The sequence below is a fragment of the Thalassobacillus devorans genome (genome assembly GCF_011761345.1).
GTDB classification, from domain to species: domain Bacteria; phylum Bacillota; class Bacilli; order Bacillales; family Halobacillaceae; genus Thalassobacillus; species Thalassobacillus devorans.
In genome coordinates, this window is record NZ_JAASRY010000006.1 from 64368 (window position 1) to 81699 (window position 17332).

16 protein-coding genes are annotated in these 17332 nt (G+C 46.1%); 3 read left to right on the forward strand and 13 right to left on the reverse strand.

Translation table 11 applies throughout. From position 1 onward, the window contains the following. Positions 1 to 184 precede the first annotated feature (184 nt). From FHS45_RS17180 to FHS45_RS17190, 3 genes are all read left to right on the forward strand, one after another. Positions 185 to 2530 carry a M14 family zinc carboxypeptidase gene (locus FHS45_RS17180; protein ID WP_062438828.1) on the forward strand — a complete coding sequence of 782 codons (2346 nt, stop codon included), beginning with the start codon at positions 185 to 187 and terminating at the stop codon, positions 2528 to 2530. A gap of 193 nt (positions 2531 to 2723) precedes the next feature. After that, the gene (locus FHS45_RS17185; RefSeq protein ID WP_062438825.1) at positions 2724 to 3293 is read left to right on the forward strand and encodes a YiiX/YebB-like N1pC/P60 family cysteine hydrolase; all 570 of its coding nucleotides are present in this window, start codon (positions 2724 to 2726) and stop codon (positions 3291 to 3293) included. A gap of 67 nt (positions 3294 to 3360) precedes the next feature. Further along, positions 3361 to 3993, forward strand: a complete 633-nt coding sequence (locus FHS45_RS17190) for a spore coat protein (RefSeq protein WP_062438823.1) — start codon at positions 3361 to 3363, stop codon at positions 3991 to 3993. Positions 3994 to 4062: 69 nt separating this feature from the next. On the opposite strand, the gene FHS45_RS17195 is transcribed toward FHS45_RS17190, so the two are convergent. From FHS45_RS17195 to FHS45_RS17255, 13 genes are all read right to left on the reverse strand, one after another. Next, entirely contained in the window at positions 4063 to 4941 is an 879-nt protein-coding gene (locus FHS45_RS17195) for an SMP-30/gluconolactonase/LRE family protein (protein WP_062438820.1), read from the reverse strand. 496 nt (positions 4942 to 5437) lie between these two features. Beyond that, entirely contained in the window at positions 5438 to 7018 is a 1581-nt protein-coding gene (locus tag FHS45_RS17200; protein WP_062438818.1) for a long-chain-fatty-acid--CoA ligase, read from the reverse strand. A gap of 185 nt (positions 7019 to 7203) precedes the next feature. Continuing rightward, positions 7204 to 8409, reverse strand: coding sequence for an acetyl-CoA C-acyltransferase (locus tag FHS45_RS17205; protein WP_062438815.1), 1206 nt, complete (start codon positions 8407 to 8409; stop codon positions 7204 to 7206). Further along, entirely contained in the window at positions 8406 to 9272 is an 867-nt protein-coding gene (locus tag FHS45_RS17210; RefSeq protein WP_062438813.1) for a 3-hydroxyacyl-CoA dehydrogenase, read from the reverse strand. Before FHS45_RS17210 ends, FHS45_RS17205 begins: the two co-directional genes overlap by 4 nt. A gap of 176 nt (positions 9273 to 9448) precedes the next feature. Further along, positions 9449 to 10966, reverse strand: a complete 1518-nt coding sequence (locus FHS45_RS17215) for an aldehyde dehydrogenase family protein (protein ID WP_062438810.1) — start codon at positions 10964 to 10966, stop codon at positions 9449 to 9451. Positions 10967 to 11057: 91 nt separating this feature from the next. Then, entirely contained in the window at positions 11058 to 11831 is a 774-nt protein-coding gene (locus FHS45_RS17220; protein WP_062438807.1) for an enoyl-CoA hydratase-related protein, read from the reverse strand. A gap of 12 nt (positions 11832 to 11843) precedes the next feature. Next, positions 11844 to 12620 carry an enoyl-CoA hydratase/isomerase family protein gene (locus FHS45_RS17225; RefSeq protein WP_062438804.1) on the reverse strand — a complete coding sequence of 259 codons (777 nt, stop codon included), beginning with the start codon at positions 12618 to 12620 and terminating at the stop codon, positions 11844 to 11846. Beyond that, positions 12613 to 12921, reverse strand: a complete 309-nt coding sequence (locus FHS45_RS17230; RefSeq protein WP_062438802.1) for an EthD family reductase — start codon at positions 12919 to 12921, stop codon at positions 12613 to 12615. The genes FHS45_RS17225 and FHS45_RS17230 overlap by 8 nt, the downstream gene beginning before the upstream one ends. Before the next feature lie 25 nt (positions 12922 to 12946). Continuing rightward, positions 12947 to 13444, reverse strand: a complete 498-nt coding sequence (gene paaD / locus FHS45_RS17235; protein WP_062438801.1) for a 1,2-phenylacetyl-CoA epoxidase subunit PaaD — start codon at positions 13442 to 13444, stop codon at positions 12947 to 12949. A gap of 27 nt (positions 13445 to 13471) precedes the next feature. Then, the gene (gene paaC / locus FHS45_RS17240; protein ID WP_062438799.1) at positions 13472 to 14284 is read right to left on the reverse strand and encodes a 1,2-phenylacetyl-CoA epoxidase subunit PaaC; all 813 of its coding nucleotides are present in this window, start codon (positions 14282 to 14284) and stop codon (positions 13472 to 13474) included. Beyond that, positions 14281 to 14637, reverse strand: a complete 357-nt coding sequence (paaB, locus tag FHS45_RS17245; RefSeq protein ID WP_062438797.1) for a 1,2-phenylacetyl-CoA epoxidase subunit PaaB — start codon at positions 14635 to 14637, stop codon at positions 14281 to 14283. The genes paaC and paaB overlap by 4 nt, the downstream gene beginning before the upstream one ends. 19 nt (positions 14638 to 14656) lie before the next feature. Then, complete coding sequence (gene paaA / locus FHS45_RS17250; protein WP_062438795.1) at positions 14657 to 15625, reverse strand: 1,2-phenylacetyl-CoA epoxidase subunit PaaA; 969 nt, start codon at positions 15623 to 15625, stop codon at positions 14657 to 14659. A 396-nt stretch (positions 15626 to 16021) separates the two neighbouring features. Then, positions 16022 to 16981, reverse strand: a complete 960-nt coding sequence (locus FHS45_RS17255; protein WP_062438793.1) for a LacI family DNA-binding transcriptional regulator — start codon at positions 16979 to 16981, stop codon at positions 16022 to 16024. Positions 16982 to 17332: the final 351 nt, after the last annotated feature.

Below are 17332 nucleotides of genomic sequence, written 5' to 3' on the forward strand. Positions count from 1 at the left end.
AAAACTATTATTCATAAAAAGGAATATTCTTCTAATACATTAGTCCTTTTCATACAGGTTATAAACTCCCTACTCCCCCTTATCATCATGGGACAAAATGATTGTTTTTCCTAATTTATCGGAAAATCATTTGAAATCTACTAGATGAATGTAGTTGAATATTTATGAAAGGGGAGGTTTACATATGCAGAAAATAATCACTAGACTGCTAATTTTAACATTCATAGCTTTCTTGCCATTAACCGCTGCGACAGAGGCAGTATCGGCAGAAGAAGAGAAAAAACAAAGTCCATTTAATGCAAAGCACTATGATTACGTAACGTATGAAGAAATTGTAGAACAACTGCAACGTATCGAGAAAGAAAGCAATCGTGTATCGATGGAAGTGACAGGAAAGTCCACAGAAGGGCGGAATATCTATGCTGTAACTATCAGCGATCCTGCTTCCAAAGGAAAATACGGAAAAATCCAGGCCCTAAGAAATAAAATGTTCCAGAATCCTGGCGACGCCCAAGACTGGGCAGACAAGCATCCGGACTTTAAAGTACCTGTATTGATCGATGGATCCATTCATGGAACAGAATTTGTCGGATCCGACGCAGTCTTGAAACTGATTGAGCGTTTTGCATTCGAAAACGATCAGGAAACAACTGAAATTCTTGAGAATAACATCCTGATCTTCAACGTAGTCGTCAATCCTGATGGACGTGTTGATGCGAAAAGGTTCAATGCAGAGGGAATTGACTTGAACCGCGATTACATTACACAATCGCAGCCAGAAACAGAAGCTTCTATTAAGTTGATGACCGAGTGGAACCCGATGGTGTTCCTTGACCTGCATGGCTATGTCAATTATTCAGATGAGAAGCCTGGCTTGATTGAGCCGACTACTCCACCGCATAACCCGAACTATGAATATGATTTATATTCCAAGTGGGCATTAAATCAAGCGGAAGCAATGGAAGCTGAAATCGTTGAGAATAAGGAAAACTATCAGTCTGATCTCTATCAGAACCTGGAAGGCGTCCATATTCCGGCTCGTGATGCTGATGCAGGATGGGACGACTACCCACCGATTTTCGCACCAATGTATGCCATGTATCATGGCGCCTACGGTGCTACCATTGAAGCGCCTGATAACACGTGGGACGGGGTGGAATGGCAAATCAATTCCGTCATGGGTGCATTGAAATTTGCTACAGAAAACAAGGATGAAATGATCAACGACCAAATTGAGATTTTCGAACGGGGTATCAACTTCCAGCATCCGGACCATGAGGAAGCACACTTCCCATACGCCTACATGCTGCCAGTTGATGAAAATGACCCGAACGCTACCCACAAAGCAGTAGAGCATTTGCAACAGAATGATATTAAGGTAGAAGAAGCGAAACAATCATTTACAGTTAACGGCGAACAATACGAAGCAGGAACCTTTATCGTTCCTATGGATCAGCCTAAAGCAGGCCTTGCGAACACCATCCTTTGGAGTGGCGAGGATATCAGTGATGATACGTCAGCAATGTATGATATATCGGCCTGGAGTTTCCCTGAATTGTGGGGATTTGCAGCGATTCCGGCAGAACAGGAGCTTGAGATCACCTCTGCCCCTGTCAATCAAGTAACAACAAGTGGAGAATTATCAGGAAAAGGTCCATACATTATTCCAAACAGTTCTACAGAAGCTGTGGCTCTTGTAAATGCATTAATCGAGCAAGGTATTTCCGTTTACAAAAGTGAAAATGGCGACTTCTATGTCGAAAAGCAATCTGGAAATACCCTGAATAAGCTTGCCAAAGCATCAGGATTGAAACTTAATACAGAAGAAATACCGGATAATGCGGAAGAATTAGAAGATGTCACCGTTGCCATTCTGAAAGATGGCGGGATGAACAAACAACAGTCCCATGCAGGAACAAGGATTGCCTTAGAAAAGCTCGGCTTTGATGTCGAGGAAATCACTCCTGCTGAAGTTGCCGAACAGGGGTTGAACGATTACGATGTATTCGTATACAGCGGTACCGAAAACCTCATTTCTTATGAGTTGCGGGAAGCTAATCAGCCATTCGGTCTCGAAGATGAACAGCAATTTGATGCTTTCCAGCAAGAGGTAACAAACTTTGTATCAGATGGCGGTCAGTACATCGCTGTTGGTGCAGGAGCATCCAAAGCGAGCAAAACGCTCGGTTTGACGGATGTGGAAATCCAAACAGGAGCACGAAACAGCAATGGAATTGTGAGTGTCGACTACCAGGATTCTTCGTTGACAGCAGGCTATGACAACAATGATATCGGCTTCGTTTATAGCCCGGTATGGTACACCAGCCTGACAGACCAGACTGTCGCAGCCTCATTTGCTAAGGAGGACTTTTTCCAGTCAGGATTTTGGAAAAATAGTGAACAAGCAGCTGGTGAAGCGGTGATCATCCAGGAAAATGACCAAGATGTAACACTGATCGGCTTAGAAGCTGGTTTCCGCGATCACACCTTTTATCTGTATCGCTTACTATCCAACACTATTTTTGAATAAACCATGAAACCACCCGCTTAAGGGTGGTTTTTTGTGGATCTTCCCCAAATGCCTTTGTCTAGTATAGAGCAGCAGTAGTCTAATATTCCACTTTCTTTTCTAATAACACAATTCCTTGCAGCTCAGTTGAGTTTTCTCCCATCTTCCCATACGATTAATTCACCACCACTTATTAGAAAGAAGGCTGTCACTTATGGGAAAGCTGCCAAGAATAATCACGATGTTGTTCAGCTTAGCTGCAGGTATCACTGTGTTTTTAGCTCGTCCGCGTAAAGCACGGGCTCCAATTGTACACGACAACCCGGAAACATACCCTGGAACCGATATACCTATTCTGCCTGGCGACTTGTTGTTTTCCCCGATCGGTCAGAGCGAATCCAAGTATGTCGGCCACGTAGGGATTATCAACCAGAACAGAGAAGTCATTCATTCGATACCATCCGGGCTCATGAAAGATACGCTAGAAAGCTATTTCCATAAATTCCGCTCCATCACCATTTATTCACCGAAAGACCCTGACGTCGGCAGGAAAGCCGCCGATTATCTGGCAAAACTTTATAAGAAGTATCCAAAAGCAGATTACCGCATCCGCACTCCTCTCGGCAGCATGGACCATGAACAATACTGCTCGAAAATTGTTTGGCAATCCTATTATTACGGGGCTGGTGTGAACCTAAGAAACCTTTCCCCCAACCGGATAGCTATTCATCCGGAGTGGCTGAAAGATAAAAAAGCCTTGCAGCGGAAAGCCAGGAACCTCTGACCTCTCATACATGTTTTTCCTTTATTGGTTAAAAATAAGACAGAATTCTTAATATGGAGGGAAAAACATGCAAAATCAAAATCCAATGAACCAGCCTCAAACGAACGGGACCCAACAAGTATCAGCCAATATGGCTCCTAACATGAGCCATGGCGGGCATGAATTATTCGACGCACATGAAGTGATTGGCGGTGTAATCGGTATGCTCAATCAGTATAAAATGTATGAGCAAAATGTCCAGGATCCGGAGCTGAAGGATATTTTGACTCGGCAGGCAAATTTCACTACTGAACTGTATAACATCATGACAGAAAGCTTTAAAACAGGCCAGAAACCGTCACAATCTACTCACGTGTATAACATGACGCAAGATAATGATGTCGTGTATGGAATGCAACCAGGCCAGCCGAAAAAGCCTGCTCAAAACCCGTCAGAACTGACGGATGCCGAGTATTCCTCCTTCATGCTTGGTCAGGTGAAAGGACTGGCATCGACGATGGCCATGACCGCCCTTGAAATGACTAACCCTGTCATAAGAAGAGTGGTTGCGGACAGCGTACCGAATATGGTTGAAATGAGCTACGAGCTTTTCTTATACCAGAATAAGCACGGCTATTATCAAGTTCCACAGCTTGCCCAGCAGGATATGAACCAAATGCTGCAAAGCTACTCACCTGCCCCTCAACAACCTTTAAACTAACTAATACAGAAAAAGGCTGCCACGACGGCAGCCTTTTCTATTGCTGTAATGATTTGTTTCCCACAACAATTATCCTTTAAAAGGGTAACTCGGGGCGCCTGTAACTTCGGTTTCCACTTTAAACAATCCGCCCGCTGAAGGGTACTTCCGCAGATCCTCTTCTTCCATCCCGACACTTGCTGTCGTAATATACAACTCATTCATTTCCTTTCCGCCAAAGGTACACGAAGTGACATTCAATGCCGGAACAGGGATTGTTCTTAATCGCTCCCCCTTATCGGGGTTCCAGACCGATATTTTGGAACCTCCCCAATGTGCAATCCAAAGGTTGCCTTCCGTGTCGATTGTCATCCCGTCCGGCTTTCCTTCCCCATCTGGAATTTCCACGACAATAGCGGGATTCTTGATCGTTCCGGTATCTTGATCAAATTCATAACGTACTACCTGCTTGGTCGGTGTATCGATAAAGTACATAAACCGGTTATCCGGTGACCAGGCCAATCCGTTAGAGGTACTGACATGATCCACCTTTTTTTCAACATTCATGTCTCTGTCAAGGCAATACAAAGCGCCGTTTTCCGGAATGCCGTTGTAACTCATCGTTCCAGCCCAAAAGCGTCCCTCAGGATCACACTTTCCATCGTTGAAGCGATTTTCCGTAATGCCTTCTTCTGGATCAATGATCGGGCGCGTTTCTCCTGTCTCTAAGTCCAATGTATAAAAGCCATTTTCCATCGCTGCTATAGCTCCACCGAAATTCCTTGGAACCACCGCACCTACTCGCTGATCTACTGGAATCTCCCTGTTTTTCCCGGATGAAGGGTCGAAAATATTAAGCTTTTTCCCTTCAATGTCTACCCAGTAAAGAACCTGCTGCTCCCTATCCCAGCTCGGCCCTTCACCTAATTGAGCTTTAGCGTCAATAACCAGCTCTACATTTCCCAGCATCTTCATTCCTCCTTATCGTTCCTTTCCCCTGCTCTCTATCATAAAAACAATGACTTGTCGCCAAATTTCCAAGGCATAAAGGCTCTGTTGTGAAATTATCCATTAATAAGTCCGTAAAGTCGAAGACTTGATTTCGAGATAGAAGGGGGTTCTTTACTATAATAGCGTTAGGGGCGGCTGGGAAACTACTCGCTTTCCAGCTTCATCGCCTAGACACTCGCGACATAAGCAGTCTATCAACGGGAAGAAAAATCACTTCCCTTTTGCTGTTCTGCTTATGCGTGTCGTGTCTCCCGATGGGAGGATAGTACATGGTGAGATCCCGCAGGGCTTTAGCCCGAGGAAGCTCACCGTACGCCCATGGAAAGCGAGTGATTTCCCGGCCCTTCAAAATCTCAGAACCATAACGGAAACAATAAATCTCGACACTGAGTCTTCAAAATATAAAATACAGCCCCTGATAAATACGTTATCAGGGGACTGTGCAAGTATCAATTTAATTGACCATTCGGCCTTTATCTTCCCAGAACGATTTCCGGATGACTACTTTTTGAATCTTTCCTGACGCGGTTTTTGGCAGCTCGTCCGTAAAGGTAATACTTTTCGGCGTCTTGAAATTGGCCAGCTTTTCACGGCAGAATGCGATGATTTCTTCTTCTGTCAATGTTTCTCCGTCCCTAAGGACAACGACTGCATGAGGCACCTCTCCCCATTTTTCATTGGGAACAGCCACAACTGCCGCTTCCAGTATGGAAGGATGTTCATAGAGAGCACCTTCGACCTCAATAGAGGAAATATTTTCGCCGCCGCTAATGATAACATCCTTCTTCCGGTCAACGATTTCAATATTGCCGCCTTCATCTACGACAGCCATGTCCCCGGTATGCAGCCAGCCGTTTCGGATTGTCTCGTTGGTTGCTTCCGGGTTTTTGTAATACCCTTCCATCATCCCGTTTGTGCGAGTGATGATTTCTCCAATCGCCTTGCCATTCTGCGGGACTTCCTCACCAAGTTCATCAACTACTTTGACTCTGCTGCCAATCATTTCATAGCCTGCCTTTGCTTTCAGGCGATACCTGTCTTCGGCTGGAAGATCAAGATCCATGGAGCGTAGTTCAGAGGTTGTAATCAATGGTGAGATTTCCGTCATGCCATATACCTGTACGAATTTCCATTTCAAATCTTCTTCCACTTTTCTGACAAAAGCCGGAGGCGGGGCCGACCCTGCGATGACGACCCGGACGTCCTGCTCAATAACCGGGCGCTCTGCTTCATAAGCTTCTATCACCATATTCAGCACGGTTGGTGCCATATGCAGAATGGATACGTTATGTTTCTCTACTTTTTCTAAAATCAGCTTCGGATCCGTCTTACGGAGCATCACCTGAGTTGCACCATTAGCTGTATAGTAAAAAGGAGAGCCCCAGCCGTTGACATGGAACATCGGCAGTACATGCAGCAGTGTATCCTGATCAGAGACACGCAAATGATGCATCGTAGAAAGCGCATGCAGATAATTTGCGCGGTGACTTAACAACACTCCCTTTGGATTGCCTGTTGTGCCACTCGTATATAATAAAGATGCGATATCAGACTCTTCCAGTTCTACCCGGTCAAAGCTATCATTTGAAAAAGTCTCCAGCCATGCTTCATAAGCCAGACAGCCATCTTTTGCCTCACCATGAACAATGACCTGCTCCAGGTCAGGAAGCTTGGGCAGGACTTCTTCCACCAATGGATAAAGATCCTCATCCACGAATAACACTTTGCTGTCACTATGTTCGAGAATAAATTGATAATCAGCCGGCTTCAATCTGGTATTCAATGGAGTCATGATTGCTCCGACCTGGAATACTCCATAAAAGCCTTCCAGCATTTCAGTTGTATTTGGTGCCAGATAAGCAACTTTATCCCCTTTTTCTACCCCAAGCGCCTGCAGCCCCCGGGAAAGTTGATTGACACGCTCATTCATCTGCCGGTATGTCAGTACACGTTCATCATCGATGACTGCCGGTTTTTCTCCGTAAAGTTTAACTGCCCGATCTAAGAAATCAGTCAATATTAATGGTACATGCATGGCATCAGCTCTCCCTTTTTATTATTAAAGCGTTTACATTTACTATTGTAATGTTTTACCTGTTATATATCAACAACCCCACCAAAACAGCTGTTATATTTACTTTTTTTGTCACATATAAAAGACCTGGCTCGTCACCAAGTCTTCTTCTCTTCTATCATATCTTGCAATAAGGGTAACACTAGCTATGTACGGACATTTTCCACTATAGTAGCGATTCCCTGCCCGACTCCTACACACATTGTCGCCAGCCCGTATTGGACATCCTGCTTCTTCATTTCATGGATGAGAGTCGTCAAAATTCTTGCGCCACTGGCACCTAAGGGATGGCCGAATGCAATCGCTCCGCCATTGACATTTACTTTCTTTTCGTCCAGCTCGAGCTGGCGGATGCACTCCAAAGACTGGGAAGCAAAAGCTTCGTTCAATTCAATGAGACCTAAATCAGAGATTGATAGACTCGAACGCTTCAACGCTTTTCTGGTCGCATAGATAGGTCCAAGCCCCATCACTTCAGGTTCCAGACCTGCCGTTGCAGACACTACATATTTAGCAATCGGCTCTAACCCCAACTCCTCCGCTTTCTCTTTTGACATCAATAATAGTGCTGAGGCTCCGTCGTTGACACCGGATGCATTCCCAGCTGTAATCGTGCCACCGTCAAATAATGGTCTGAGTTTGCCGAGCTTTTCCAAGCTTGTCTGCGGGCGGGGATGTTCATCCGTATCGACCGTGATTTCATTACCTTTTCGGTCAAGATAAGTGACCGGAACAATTTCTTCCTGGAAACGACCGGATTCCATTGCCTGTTTCGCCTTCTGCTGGCTGCCATAAGCGAATTCATCCTGCTCTTTCCGAGGAATCTGATAGCGCTCAGCGACATTTTCTGCTGTTTGTGGCATGCTGTCTGTACCGTATTCGCTCGCCAGCTTGTCATTGACAAAGCGCCAGCCTATCGTAGTATCGAACATTTCCTGATTTCCTCTTGGAAAATCACTTTCCGGTTTCCCCATAACAAAAGGAGCACGGGTCATACTTTCGGTACCACCTGCTATAAACATATCACCTTCACCCGTCATAATTGCACGAGCTGCATAATTAACCGCATCAAGACCTGATCCACATAAGCGATTGACCGTTACACCGGCAACTTCGACCGGCAATCCGGCAAGCAGCGCCGACATCCGCGCAACATTACGGTTATCTTCACCGGCCTGATTGGCATTTCCAAGCACAACCTCTTCCAGTTCCTCCACCGGCACGCCAGAATTCCGTTCCAGCAGGGAACGAATGACAACCGCTCCTAAATCATCCGGGCGGACATGCTTCAAAGCCCCACGATATCGGCCTATAGGCGTCCGGACAGCATCAACAATGACTACTTCTTTCATTTCAGCACTTCCTTTTCCCGATAGTCATAGACACCACGGCCTGTTTTACGTCCTAGCCTGCCTGCTTTTACGTATTGCTCGAGCAACGGCGCTGGCCGGTATTTTTCGCCCAGTTTTTCATGGAGGTATTTCAAATTATTCAACCTGGCGTCAAGACCGACCAGATCTCCGAGCTCAAAAGGTCCCATCGGGTAATTGAGTCCCAGCTTGATCGCTTTATCAATTTCCTCCGGTGTACCGACGCCTTCCTGAAGCATATAAAAGGCTTCATTACCGACCAATGTACTGATCCTGCTTGTCACAAACCCTGGGAATTCATTCACTACTACCGTTTCTTTACCCATCTGCTCAGCGACAGTCCGAATCACTTCTGCGGTTTCATCACTTGTCTCCAGTCCACGTACAATTTCAACGAGTGGCATTTTATAGACTGGATTGAAAAAGTGCATCGCAATCAGTTTCTCCGGCCGCTTGGTGTAGGAGCCAATTTCCGTTGGACTCATCGTTGATGTATTGGTAGCAAAGAAACAGGTGTCTTTGGCGTGCTGATCTACTGTTTCAAAAACCTTACGCTTGATTCCCTGCTTTTCCGGAACCGCTTCGATCACCAAATCGGCATCCGCAACAATCTGCGCTAAATCAGTAGCATAGCTTAATAAACCATGAGCCTGATTACGCTGTTCCGGTGTAATCTTTCCTTTTTCAATCCCTTTATGGAATACTTTCTCCAGTTCGACCTCTGCACTGGCAAGCTGTTCTTCGCTGATATCAACAAGCACTGTCTCATAACCGCCCACAGCACTGACATATGCGATTCCTCTTCCCATCACACCTGACCCGACGACTACTATTTTTTTGATCACGATCTAACCCCCCAGTAATCTAGTATTCTTACTTAACGGACAGCTATTCTGTCCTAACGCAGCAGCATTCTTCCCTGACTCCCCCACATTCCGACTTAACGCAGTACTATTCTTACTTAACACGATCGAAAGGAGAAGGCTGCCTCAAGGAGACAGCCTTTGTATTCACTGCTTTATCATACGCCGAGCGGATTGATCGGCTTGCTGCCGTAATAAGAGATGATACTCTTTGTCTCGGTATATAAATCTAGTGTTTCGACGCATAGCTCGCGGCCGAACCCGGACTGCTTATAACCACCGAATGGTGTGCCCGGGAATGCCGAGAATGGGCAGTTGACCATCACGATACCTGCCTCAATCTGGTTGGCTACTCTCGTTGCGCGGCCATGGTCTTTAGTCCAGACTGCCGACCCAAGTCCATAATCACTGTCGTTGGCAAGCTTAATTACTTCTTTTTCATCACTGAACTTCATGACCACAACCACCGGTCCGAAGATCTCTTCCTGAACTGCTTTCATATCATGGTTCACATCTGTGATGATGGTAGGCTCATACCAATGTCCATCTTCATATCCTTCTACTACCGCCGGCTTCCCGCCTGCCAGAACAGTCGCTCCGTCTTCCACGGCTGATTTCACATAGCCATCGATGACTTCCAGTTGCTGTTTACTGATAATCGCGCCGATATGGGTTTCTTTTTCAAACGGATTACCAAGCTTCAGCTTCTTAGTCTTCTCGACGAATTTTTCCATGAATTCATCGTAGATATCTTCATGCACATACAAGCGGGAGCGCGCTTCGCACGACTGTCCGGTGTTGTAGAAAATACCGAACAAGGAACCATCTACTGCGGCATCGATATCCGTATCATCAAATACAATGCTCGGAGATTTGCCGCCAAGCTCGAGCGTCACACGTTTCAATGTTTCAGAGGCTTTTGCCATGATATCTTTTCCGATAGGAGTAGAACCGGTGAAGGCCACCTTGTCGACATCCGGATGCTCAACTAAATGATTGCCCGCTTCAGAACCTGAGCCAGGCAAGATATTGACAACGCCTTCTGGAACGCCTGCTTCGATGCAGATTTCACCCATTACGATGGCAGTCAACGGTGTAAGCGATGCCGGTTTTACGACGACAGAACATCCTGCCGCAATCGCCGGAGCCACTTTCCATGCCGCCATCATCATCGGATAGTTCCAAGGAATGATTTGGGCACATACGCCGACCGGCTCTTTTTCTGTATAGTTATGGAAGGCACCTGGCATATTGTTGACCGTACCGCGATGGCCGACTATTGCCCCCGCGTAAAACTCAAAATCTTCAATTGCCTGCATGACCTGCCCCTGTGCTGCTGATAGCGTCTTACCTGAATCAAGAATCTCCAATTCTACTAATTCATTAAATCGAGAGCGCATGATACCTGCGATTTTATTCAAGGTACGTGAGCGTTTATTTACAGGATAACGCTTCCATTTTCCGTTATCAAAAGCATTACGTGCCGCGGCTACGGCGCGGTCAACGTCTTCAATCGAGGCTTTGTCCACCTGGGCAATCGGTTCTCCTGTCGCTGGGTTGTGGATCGTCAACGTTTCTCCCGTGGAACTTTCTACCCGTTCTCCGTTAATAATCATGTGGTAACGGTCACGTTTCATATCCAACTGCTCTAACTTCTGCTCTTTTACTTGTGCCATATTTTCTCCACTCCTTTAAAAATAGTTATCCAGTTTGAACTCACTAACCAATTTTCCCGAACGCTTAATCTTCCACCTTAATCCGCTGTTCCTACTTTCCGCTGAATTCCGGCTTCCGTTTTTGCAAAAATGCTTCGACGCCTTCCTTATAATCGGCGGTCAACCCGGCAATCCGCTGTCCCTGCGCTTCTTTTTCCAAATAATCATCAAGCTCCATCGACCAGCTCTCTTTCAAGTTCCGTTTGATCAGCTGAATCGCTTTTGTCGGCATTGCTGCCAGCCGGACAGCAAACTGTTCTACTTCTTTTTCCAAAGACCCTTCCGGCACTACTTTTGTAACCAGCCCGAATTCTTTCGCTTCTTCAGCCGTAATTTTCTCACCAAGAATCGCTAATTCCAGTGCCTTGGCGTGTCCTACCAGACGCGGCAGGTAATACAAATTCCCGGCATCAGGTATCAATCCAACATGGATAAACGCCTCGACCATGCTCGCTTTTTCAGAAGCAATCCGGAAATCACAGGCAAGGGCAAGACTCATGCCAGCACCTGCCGCCACCCCGTTCAGTGCTGCCACGATCGGCTTGTCACACCGGGCAATTTCTTTAATCATCGGTCCGTAATAGGCACGGATGATATCCCCTAAATTGGTTTCTTCATTGACCTCTGATAAATCCTGTCCTGAACAGAATGCTCGTCCTTCACCTGTAATGACGAGGCAGCGGACATTATCATCCTTGTCAGCCTGCTTGACGGCCTGCTGCACTTCCTTGTTCATCTGGCCGATGAAAGCATTGAGCTTATCCGGCCGGTTCAATGTTATCCAGGCAATGTTGTTATGTATCTGGTAGTTGATTGTTTCGAACATATCCATCCCTCCTTACTTCCCTTTGAAGTCCGGCCGCCGTTTTTCGATAAATGCCTTCATCCCTTCCTTTTGATCCTCGGAAGCGAATAACAGATAAAAATTCTTTCTCTCCAGCTGCATCCCTTCGTTCAGCGGCTGATCGACAGCTGCGTCGACAGCTTCTTTGATTAAACGCAGTGATAAAGGCGGCTGGTTCACGAGACGCCGTGCGAATGTTTCCGTTTCTTCCATCAGCAATTCTGGTGCGACCAGTCGGGCTGCGAGACCATACTCATACGCTTGCCGTGCCGTCATTTTATCCCCTGTCCATAACCAGTGCAGCGCGTGGGTTTTCCCTAATAATTTCGTCAATCGCTGTGTTCCGCCTGCTCCCGGCATCACCCCGATATTCACTTCCGGAAAACCGAAGCTTGCCGTATCCGCAGCAAAAATCATGTCACATGCCAGTGCCAGTTCAAATCCTCCCCCCAGAGCAAATCCATGAACGGCACAGATGATCGGCTTCTTCACTCTCGCTATCCGGTCCCAATCGGCAAACGGGTTGTTCATTTCAAAATCAATCGGGCCATCGTCAGCCATTTCATCAATGTCGGCACCGGCAGCGAACGCACGCCCTGTTCCGCTTAGCAGAATCACTTTTACGTCTTCATCCCGGTCGAACATTTCCAGTGCTGAAATGACCTCTCTCACCATCCCCCGGTTCAGCGCATTCAGGACTTCAGGACGGTTCAATTCAATCGTTGCCACCTGCTCCTTCACGCTTGTTCGGATGAATGTAAAGTCATTCATTTACTTCTTCCCCTACCATTAACGTAACGTAATCACCGGCAAACCCCATCAAATCTTTCCCGGATGCCTTTCCTTCATCGGTTTTCATCGCTTCCTGCAACGCGTCATAACTGTCGTAATACATTTCGCACATCAGGTAGTACTTGCCTTCTCCTCCCATAGGAGATCCAGTCACTCTCGTAACCTTCATTTCTCTTAATCCAGGAATTTTCGCGGTGATCGGAGCGTGCGTGTTGAAATAATGCTCATCGAACTTTTCTTTATCCTCCGGGTGTTTGTAAAGCGCGATCATTTTTACCATTTTCTATCATCCTTTCCTATTAAAATCACATCATAGTCGATACAGGTTTCATGGCTTCAAAAGGATTTTTGCATTGCTTGCAATACAAAATACTGCGGCATGCTGTCGGTCCGAATATATTGTCCATGGTCGTGTAGGTCGACTGACAATAGGGACAGTCCACATGCCAGGCCCCATCCGGGTCCAGTTTTTCTGGTGGAGGGGCGATGCCGAACTCTTTCAGTCTTTCACGTCCCTCAGCAGTCACTCTCTCTGACGTCCACGGTGAATCATATACGAACACCGCAGTGGCGCTCTTCACCCAATCCAATTCGAGCAATTTGTTTTCCACGTTAGCTTTGATGATCTCAAGGGCAGGACAACCCATAAAGGTTGGCAGCATTTTCACTTGAACCGATGAACCCTCAACAGTAATTTGTTCTACCATCCCTAAATCCAGCACACTGACGGAATCAATTTCTGGATCTTTCACCAAGGCAAGCTTTTCGCGGACGGCCTTTTCTGACGTTGTCATGACAGGCATACGCTCTCCCTCCTTTCTGGCTGTCAGTTACCAGCTGGCGACTGGATCCTGTTTATACACTTCACTTAATGTAGTAAGCGCGCTGTCTAAGTCCGATGTATGAACGCCACTTCTTCCATCGCCCCGTTTCATCTCCACAGCTGGCAAAGACATTGGCAGCGGGGCAAATACCTTCTCCATCTCTCTATTCCATCGTTGGGTCAGAACTTCTTCTGACTCAATCAGACCAAGCGCGGCCATTTCCTCTTCCTTTGGGCCTAACGCCAGGACGCCGCCCATATCTGCGGATACTTTTTCTATGGCATTCTTCATGCGCTCCGGAGCTTCTCCTTTAGCAGTGGCAAGCTGAGTGAACCATGTTTTCCAATGAAGCAAATGATAATATAATTCCATGTTGATTTTCACAGCAGCATCTGCCAATGGCTGGTAAGAGGAATTTTTCAACGATTCAATTCGAATTTTCTTCGCCTGAGCGTAAAAATAGTGACGTACCACAGCGAAAGCCCAATCATATAGCGGCTTCTTCAAATAATGCCCTGGGCCATTCACTTCCTCCAGCAGGACGGCATTCTTTCGCTGAGATGCTTCCCGGCCATGGGCTAAGGCATCAGCATCCCCTTGCCCTAAGTCTTCTAACAGCTGATAATAGATGGCCGCATGCCCCATCGTATCCTGGTTGATCGATGAAAAAGCGACATCTTCTTCGATATGAGGAGCGAGCCCCAGCCATTCCGAGCCGCGAAAAGCGATGATGAAATCGTCATCGGCCAGCTGGTACAGCAATTCCGTCAGAGCTGCTTGATAATTTTGGTCAGCTTTTGCTTCCTGGGCAGACTTCATTGTTTCTCCTCCCCTCCCCATGACAAAATTTCCTTCTCATCTAAAATGTTCTGTTCGTAATGACGCCATTTTTTCTTCAGGTATCCATACCCTTTGGTTGTTCGGTATTCCTTGTTGTCCAATCGGTGCAACGACTCTTTTTCTTCCTGTGTCATTTTCCTGACATTGGACCTTTTCACCACCCAGATATCCGCGACAGGCTGTCTGCGCATGAAATTCTCCTGTGCCATGACAAGCGCGATCTCTTCATTTGGCGCCAATAGGCTAAACTGATGCTGGACCTGGTCTCCATTCGACTTACTGCTGAAAACTTCAAATTCCTGATAAAAATCCCGTCCATTATTCGTCGTCATTTCCATCCCCCCGTCTTTTTCACACGACTGCGCCGTCTGGACTTAATGCTTCACGTACCCACGCATTATTTTCATAAGCGGTAATTCTCAAATCCAGACGATCTTTTGATTTAGGGCCGTTATTTCGTACAATCTCTTTAAATTTATTCCAATCCGGCTGGCGGTACGCCCACTTTCCCTTCTCCTTATCGTAATGGAGCGTTTCATCCGGAATTGTCAAACCAAGGGAAAGCACTCTAGGGATATATTTATCCAGGAAAGCCTGACGCAGCTCCTCATTGGTCTTTGTCCGGATACGATACTTGATTGTAGTATCCTGCTTCGAAGCACCGGTCGTGCTGGAGCTTGCCGGGCCAAAGAACATGAGCAATGATTCCCACCAGCGGTCAATGGCATCCTGGATCAACGCGCGCTGTTCTTCCGTTCCTTCTGCCAGTGCCATGATGATTGCCTCTCCATGCTGGGCATGAAATACTTCTTCTGCACAAATACGTTTCAATGCCCTGGCATATGGGCCATAAGAAGCCTTCAGCATATTGGTTTGCGTAATGATCGCCGCGCCATCAACCAGCCAGCCGATCAACCCCGCGTCTCCCCATGTAGGTGCCGGCATATGGAACACATTATGAAACTTTAAATCTCCACGGAATAAATCTTGCATAATTTCTTCCCTTGTTTTTCCCAATGGCTTCATCAAGTCTTCCGCTACCCTCAATAGCAGCTGCCCATGACCCATTTCATCCTGCACTTTAGCCATGATTCCCAATTTCCTTCGCAATGATGGAGCTTTTGGCACCCATTCTTTCTCAGGAAGTGCCCCCATGATTTCACTGATTCCATGCATAGATATCAATTTAATCAATGTCATCCGGTATTCGTCGGGCATCCAGTCATCCGCTTCAATCTTATCCCCTTGCTCAATCCGCTCCATAAAATGAGCGTGTTTTTCTTCTTCAGATAGACGATCATAGGATAAAGTCGTCGACATATCTTTACCTCCTTTATAATCATTACGATTCACAAACGTTTCAGTTAAATCTGTAATTGTTGATTGCTGAATGTTTCCTTGTCGTTAAACCTTCCTTCAAGCAAGTACAAGTAGTTTGAATAAGAAAAGGTTATTGGATTATGTACGAAGTGCAACAATTCCATTTATATAACGTTATAAAATCGTAACGATAAATATGTGTTATATTGTTTAACATAACGATACCGTGACAATAGTAAAAAGTCAATACGTTTTCAGAAAATTATAAAGAATACAAAACTATAAAAACCTGAACCATCTGCGGAGAGCTTTGTGAGATTCATCTAACTAGAGCTTTAAGAAATAAATATAAAAGCAGCCGCTCATTGGAGTATGAGCGGCTGCTTTCCTGTTTTCTTATACCGTTTTTCGTTCAATTAGCTGGAAAGGCAATGCTTTGTGAACAACCTGGTCACTTTTGGCTTGCCTGAATGCCTCAGCTCCGATTTCATGAAGCGGGAGCCGGATGGTAGTGATTTGTAATGCCTTTGCTAAAGGCTGGTCGTCAAAACCAACAATAGCAAGCCTTTCAGGAACGGTTATCCCCAGTTTTTCAGCTTCTAACAGAAGACCTGAAGCTACCAGGTCATTGGTTACGACAAGAGCTGTTGGTGCGTCCTCGTGTTTCGTCCATTCCTGAAGCACGCGGGCACCATCTTTCATATGTAAACACTTCTCAAAAATCCATTCATCTCTCATCGGTTCTCCGAGCTTCTCCAGCTGATCGCAATAGGCTTCATGTCTTTTTTGACTATTGCTGCCTTCTCTTCTGCTTATACAATAGCCGATTTTCCGGTGACCCTTTTCCATTAACACGTTCATCCCCAGTTGAAAAGCCTGGTAATGGTCAATAAAGATGGTCGATATCTCATCGTCCAGTTTATTTTCACAAGCTACTACCGGTCCATAGGTACGATATTTTTTCAGGACTTGCCACGGTGAATTCCTCGAAGTGAAAATTACGCCATCGACCTGTTTGAGACGCAGCATATCCAGTGCTTCGATTTCTTTTTCCGCTTCATAATTCGTCTGGATGACCATCAGCTTATAACCGTCACCTTCCGCCGCATCTGCAATCCCTTCCAGCAGCCTGCTGAAATAAGGATGATTGATATAAGGGAGGACCACACCAATCACGGATGTCTTCCCTTTGGAAAGATGGACCGCATTAATGTTCTGCTGGTAATCAAGCTGCTCCACAGCTTCCCATACCGCTTTTCTTTTTTCTTCTTTTACATAGGGGTGGTTGTTAAGCACACGGGAAACGGTGGTGACCGATACATGGGCCAGCTTTGCGATATCACGGATATTGCTCATCCCTTCCCCTCCTTTTTTCCGAAGTCTCCTCAGCGCCTCATGTGGAAAACTTCATTTTCACTAATCTTTTTAAAAAATGGCTCTGTTAAACTTTATTGTTGATTTTTCAAAATAGGCTTATTCCACAATAGGGCCGAAAAGTCGAAGACTTGATTTCGAGACATTATTTGAGGAATAGGAGCGTTGGGGAAGGATTCGCTTTCCAGCTTCATCGCCTAGACACTCGCGACATAAGCAGTCCATCAACGGGAAGAAAGACAACTTCCCTTTTGCTGTTCTGCTTATGCGTGTCGTGTCTACCAAGGTGATTACGCATTAATTTCTTTCCTGCGGGGAACCTGGCGAGCCTCC